The following is a 6,046-nucleotide window of genomic DNA, read 5'->3' as shown; positions in this document are numbered from 1 at the left end:
CTAAACAACTTCATTATTAACTGCGCAACATTCCTTTACATCTGAAGAATTACAGGAAATCAATTCGCGTACATTAGTCAGAAAAGTACGCAGAAAACAACTCCTGCTCCAGGAAGGAGAGATATGTCAATATAAAATGTTTGTGGCCGAAGGCCTGCTCAAGACATATTATATAAAGGACGACGGCTCCGAGCATATCCTTGGATTCGCCACCGAAGGCAGCTGGACTACTGACGGCCAAAGCCTTAAGAACCAAACGGTGTCCAGGCTGAATATTGAAGCCATGGAAGATTCCGTTGTTTTATTATGGACACATGAGCACATCAGCCATTTGGTCAATACCATTCCGGGTTTAAAAGCCTATACGCAAGATCTCATCAGCCGAAGCCTCTATTCCAGTTACGAAAGGATCCTGAGTAATATCAGTGCGACTTCCGAAGAGAAATACCAGGAGTTTGTGAATAAGTTTCCTGATTTACTTAATAGAGTACCGCTTCATCTGATCGCGTCTTTCCTTGGCGTATCGAGAGAAACCCTCAGCAGAATCCGCCATGCCCAAATGAAACAATCTCACTAATCCGGACTACTTAGGTTGAAATCCTTATCCGCTATATAGAACTAATACATTCTCTAATCTGGACTACCCCCATTATTACAAATGGACTACATGAATCATCCAGTCAAGTATTAAATTTGTACTATGAGTTTCAATATCCAACCCACCTTAGAAAACGATCAAATTCTATTGGCACCATTGCAGCCAGCTGACTACAACGCCTTATACGCCGTAGCTGCCGACCCCGCAATCTGGGCACAACACCCACAAAACGACCGTTGGAAAGAAGATGTCTTCCGCGACTTTTTTGATACAGCCATCAAAAGCCACGGCGCATTCAAAATCATAGACAAAACCACTGGCGAAATCGCTGGCAGTACCCGTTACTATGAATTCGATCCTGCCCAAAGCACCATTCATATCGGCTACACTTTTTACGCCACCAAATACTGGGGCACCGGCTTTAATACATCAGTAAAGAAACTCATGCTGGACTATGCCTTCCAATTTGTAAATAACGTAGGCTTTCATGTAGGTGCACATAATTTCCGTTCCCAGATAGCTGTAACCCGTCTTGGTGCACTCAAAGTAGCAGAAGTAGACATGGATTACCCTGATCAACCAAACCGACATAATTTCGTATACAACTTACCTAAAAATGATTATCTGCTTTGAAGGTCCCAGTGCTATTGGCAAAACGACTTTATGCCAATCATTACAACAGGAATACAATATTATTCCTGAAGCAAATGTATTGTTCAAAAGAAGTAGCAACGAAACTCCTTTTCAATATATAGACTACCAATGCAAGCGCTATCAATTAGCGAAACAACAAACGCCTTCTATATTAGATGGGGATATCTTCCAACCCTTATGGTATAACTGGACCTTTCAGGAGCCTATTAGCGCTGACTATTATATCAGGGCTATCGAAGAAAACCGTATCCAATTTCCCGATATATACTTCCTCTTTTATACAGACCTACAGGAATTAATCAAAAGAAAAGAGAACGATGCTAACAGACAAAGAAGAAACTTTACCAAACATCTTGCACTCATTCATTCCCAACAACAATATTTTAATTTCCTAAAAGAACATACCAGTATCCCCGTAATATTCATTGAATACACCAGTGTAAAAGATACGAAAGATCACCTGCTACAACATTTATCCACATTTACGCCCTCCCCAAAAAATGACCTCGCTGATTTAAAAACAATTAGTCTTTGGCTACGGCCTTAACGGTCAGTTTCTAGTATTTTCCATTAAACAAAGTGAAGAATTACCTATTCTCATTGTATTTTTGAATCTTGAAAACCGGACCTTTGTCATCACCAGAAATGTCGTATCCAGGATTGAAGGTGTCCCGGGCTTAACCAATGTGCCAGAGATGAAAAATTTCAATCACGGTGACTTAAAAGATTATTTCATGACGAACGAGATTCAAATAGCACTATACGATCATATCAGCGCCTATCTTCAAAAATTAAATGTAGATGAAAGCATCCTGAAAGACATTCGTCAGGATATCTTTCTCAAAGCCCATGATTCTATTGATACCCTCAAAGATCATAACAAAATCTTCTCCTGGCTGCAGGTCATCACCTACAATGCCGTTATCGATCATTATAGAAAAACGAATCGCGCTACGCCTGTTATCGATACAGAAAACAATCTGAATGAAGGAAACGAATCCCTCATCCAATGCATTTCCCTGCTCATTAAAAGCCTTCCGAACGAGCAAAAGCACGTTATGGAAGCAATAGAAGTCACAGGTATATCTCAGGTGCAATATGCTGAGCAATATAATCTCCCACTCAGTACGGTGAAATCCCGTGTACAAAGGGCTAGAAAGAAAATCAAAGAAACGGTGATGAGTAGCTGTTTTTTAAGAACGGATAAATTCGGGAATGTGACTGATTATAATCTGCCAAAAGGAATTTAAAGAATCCGTATTAAAAAAATCATTTTAAAACCAATAAATCCAGGCAATCTCACCAATTATACACCGTAAAAGAAATTTTAATCTGCCCTCCAAAAAATATTCCCAAAATCCTGCGTCTTTTTTCCCCGCCCCCCGTCTATCCCTATAAAATCATGAAAAAAATGATCTTAGGTGCTTTATTACTATTAATTACCGCCATCGCGGCCCTGTTTCTCTATTCATACAGATGGAACCTCATACATCCCAACAAATCTCACAACCTGGGTGATCGTACATTCATCTACCATGTACCCAAACATCTAAAACCCAACCCCAAACTCATCATCGTCTACCACGGCTCCCGCCTTAAATCCTTCATGATGCAAATCCTGACCGGCCATGAATTCGATCTCCTGGCAGATAAAACCCAGGATGCCATCATAGTTTACCCACAAGGCTATTTGAATAACTGGAATGATTGTAGGAAAATGGCCCCATTCCCCGCCAAACAACTCAACATAGATGACATCACTTTCACAAAACAAATCATTCACTACTTCAAAGAACAATACCACATCAACCAGGTCTACGCCATCGGCTTCTCCAACGGTGGCCAAATGGCCTTCAGACTCGCTGCTACTGTTCCGGATCTATTCACAGGCTTCGCCACAATAGGCGCCACCTTACCCGTACCAGCAAATAACCTTTGCGCAGACATCACACAACAACCCGTCTCCATCATCCTGATCAACGGGCAACAAGACAGTATTGTCCCTTACGACGGCGGCGAAGTCACCCTCGATGGCAAAAGCTTCGGCTACTCAGAAAGTGCGCCATTCACCGCCGAACACTGGCGCGCTGCCAGCAATGCATCGCACATATCAACAATACACTATGGAGACAATGCTATTCAAATGAATTACTACAACAAGGCTAACAACAAAAAAGTAAGTTTCGTCACTATAAAAGACGGTGGTCACAATATCCCAAACAAGCATTTCCGCATTCCTATCAGTAAGTTAGGACACATCAATAAAGACATAGATGTCCCTGTCGTAATCTGGAATTTCTTCTTCAAAGATGCCCTATCTTTGTAACCATGGCACAAGAAATAGAAAGAAAATTCCTTCTCAACCTCTCCCAATGGCAACAAGTTGAAAAGCCAAAGGGAGAGCATTTCAGACAAGGCTACCTGGTCACCGACCCGCAAAAAACGATCCGGGTCAGACTGACAGATACCACCGGTTATCTCACTATCAAAGGGATTTCGATTGGCGCTACCCGCCTGGAATATGATTACGAAATTCCACTCACTGAAGCCAAAGAGCTGCTGGATAATTTCGCTATCTCTGAACTCTCCAAGATCCGATATAAAATCACTTACCACAATAAAGTTTGGGAAGTAGATGAATTTCTTGGTGCCAACGAAGGACTACTGGTCGCTGAAATAGAACTGCAAAGTGAAGAGGAGGCATTCGATCTTCCAGCATGGGTAACAAAAGAAGTAACAGGAGAAGAGAAATACTACAACTCTAACCTGACTACACATCCCTATAAAAACTGGTGACCTAATATGATTATCTCATTTGACCTTGATGATACACTGATACCCGGTACTAAGAAATTCGATACACAGGAGCGTACATTTTTGCAGAAACTCTGGAAAGTAGAGAGGCTGCGTATTGGTACGATTGAGTTGATGAAAACCTGTCAGGCCAAAGGGCATAAGGTATATGTATACACCACATCTTACCGGCCACCATGCAAGATCTGGTGGATGTTTTACTTATATGGTATCAAACTGGACAAGGTGATTAATCAGCAGGTGCATAATAAATTTGTACGTATACCGGCGAAGCCATCCAAATATCCACCTGCGTTTAATATTGATTTGCATATAGACGATTCAAAAGGAGTGGAGATGGAGGGTAATCATTTTAATTTTCGGACTATAATAGTGAGTGAAGATAATTTGAATTGGGCGGAGGATATTTTGACAGTAATTGGTTAAGTCTGATTAATGCAGATGCTTCAAACCGCATCACCTATATCCTGGCTGTGATAGCATGAATACAGTCAGTAAAGATAACCTCAAACCGGATCATCAATATCCTAATTATAATAGCGTGAATACAGTCAGTAAAGATAACCTCAAACCGGATCATCAATATCCTAACTATAATAGCATGAATACAGTCAGTAAAGATAACCCGAACCAGCCTCCAATATTCTCACAACCCTTAGAATAAGCCCGATTTTTGCTACACTTCATACTTAAATTCCATCAATATGATCAGACCTATTCAACTCTGTGCGACTGTACTGGCCATTACCTTTGCGTCGTGCACCTCAGGTGGCGAGCATGTCAATAACCCAACTGACAGTACGGGTACCGACAGTCTCCTCGCACCTGTGGAAACCAAAGCACCCAATTCCGATTACAAATCCGCCTTCAAAGGCCAAACCCGTATTGGTGGTGTAAAAACAAAAACCCCTTACGAATTCAAAGTCCTCACTACCGGACTCGAGAATCCATGGGGCATCACCCAACTACCAGACGGCCGTTTCCTCATCACAGAGAAAAAAGGCGATCTCCGCATAGCCACCTCTACCGGTGAACTCAGCGCTCCCATCACTGGTCTGCCTGCCGTAAATTCTGCTGGCCAGGGAGGTCTCTTAGGCATCCGGGTAGACCCTGATTTCAGTAAAAACAGAATGGTCTACTGGGTATTTTCTGACCCACTGCCAGAAGGTAACCTGACCGCCGTAGCCAAAGGCAAACTTTCCGCCGATGAAAAAACCATTGAAGGCGCCACCGTTATTTACAAAGCGACACCAGCCTACAATGGCACCCTCCACTATGGCGGTAGAATCGTTTTTGATAAAAACGGCAACCTCTTCATCAGCACGGGTGAGCGCTCTGACCTTCAGACCAGACCGCAGGCTCAACAACTGAATTCCGCCCTTGGCAAAGTTTTACACATTACCAAAGATGGCCAACCTGTAGAAGGCAATCCATTTGCCGGTCAGACTGATAAACGTGCAGAAATATGGAGTTATGGACATAGAAATGTGCAGGGATTGGCTTTCCATCCTGAAACCGGCGATCTGTGGGAAACTGAATTTGGTCCACGTGGCGGGGATGAAGTGAACCGCATCGAACCAGGTAAGAACTATGGTTGGGCTACGATCACTTACGGTATTGAATACTCTGGTGAAAAAGTCGGCGAAGGTATTCAACAAAAAGCTGGTCTCGAACAACCTGTTTATTACTACGATCCGGTGATCAGTCCAAGTGGTATTACTTTCTATTCCGGCAGCGCGATTCCTGAGTGGAAAAATAACCTCTTCATTGGCGCACTGAGTGGTATGCACATTGCCCGTTTGGTGATTAAGGATAATAAAGTAGTAGGAGAGGAAAGGTTGCTGGCTGATGAGCAACAGCGATTCCGGGATATTACTGAAGGGAAGGATGGGGCTTTGTATGCGATTACAGATGGTGGCAGGTTGTATACTATTCACAAGAAATAGTACTGACTGCTGCAGGATCGAAGCCATTCTCAGG

General features: G+C 42.6%; 9 protein-coding genes. All 9 read left to right on the top strand.

The genetic code is table 11. The features are described from left to right. Window positions 1–58: 58 nt before the first annotated feature. The 9 genes from BW716_RS11370 (at window position 59) to BW716_RS11330 (ending at window position 6,012) form a co-directional block, all read left to right on the top strand. Entirely contained in the window at window positions 59–577 is a 519-nt protein-coding gene (locus BW716_RS11370; RefSeq protein ID WP_255373868.1) for a Crp/Fnr family transcriptional regulator, read from the top strand. Between the two features lie 123 nt (window positions 578–700). Beyond that, window positions 701–1,231: a GNAT family N-acetyltransferase gene (locus BW716_RS11365; RefSeq protein ID WP_083722673.1), complete on the top strand. Its 531-nt coding sequence runs from the start codon at window positions 701–703 to the stop codon at window positions 1,229–1,231. Continuing rightward, window positions 1,215–1,799: a hypothetical protein gene (locus tag BW716_RS11360; RefSeq protein ID WP_083722672.1), complete on the top strand. Its 585-nt coding sequence runs from the start codon at window positions 1,215–1,217 to the stop codon at window positions 1,797–1,799. Before BW716_RS11365 ends, BW716_RS11360 begins: the two co-directional genes overlap by 17 nt. 187 nt (window positions 1,800–1,986) lie before the next feature. Then, on the top strand, window positions 1,987–2,502 hold the full coding sequence (locus tag BW716_RS11355) for a sigma-70 family RNA polymerase sigma factor (RefSeq protein ID WP_179091089.1): 516 nt from the start codon (window positions 1,987–1,989) through the stop codon (window positions 2,500–2,502). A gap of 152 nt (window positions 2,503–2,654) precedes the next feature. Beyond that, window positions 2,655–3,578 (top strand): PHB depolymerase family esterase, encoded by a 924-nt coding sequence (locus BW716_RS11350; RefSeq protein WP_083722670.1) that lies wholly within the window; start codon window positions 2,655–2,657, stop codon window positions 3,576–3,578. A 2-nt stretch (window positions 3,579–3,580) separates the two neighbouring features. Next, window positions 3,581–4,048, top strand: coding sequence for a CYTH domain-containing protein (locus tag BW716_RS11345; protein ID WP_083722669.1), 468 nt, complete (start codon window positions 3,581–3,583; stop codon window positions 4,046–4,048). 6 nt (window positions 4,049–4,054) lie between these two features. Then, complete coding sequence (locus tag BW716_RS11340; protein ID WP_083722668.1) at window positions 4,055–4,492, top strand: hypothetical protein; 438 nt, start codon at window positions 4,055–4,057, stop codon at window positions 4,490–4,492. A gap of 55 nt (window positions 4,493–4,547) precedes the next feature. Next, the gene (locus BW716_RS11335; RefSeq protein WP_083722667.1) at window positions 4,548–4,730 is read left to right on the top strand and encodes a hypothetical protein; all 183 of its coding nucleotides are present in this window, start codon (window positions 4,548–4,550) and stop codon (window positions 4,728–4,730) included. A gap of 40 nt (window positions 4,731–4,770) precedes the next feature. Beyond that, window positions 4,771–6,012 (top strand): PQQ-dependent sugar dehydrogenase, encoded by a 1,242-nt coding sequence (locus BW716_RS11330; RefSeq protein ID WP_083722666.1) that lies wholly within the window; start codon window positions 4,771–4,773, stop codon window positions 6,010–6,012. The last annotated feature ends 34 nt before the right edge of the window (window positions 6,013–6,046 follow it).

Source organism: [Flexibacter] sp. ATCC 35208 (assembly GCF_001975825.1).
Lineage (GTDB): Bacteria > Bacteroidota > Bacteroidia > Chitinophagales > Chitinophagaceae > Chitinophaga.
Note: the sequence above shows the minus strand (reverse complement) of the source record. Positions and strands in the feature narration are given on the sequence as shown.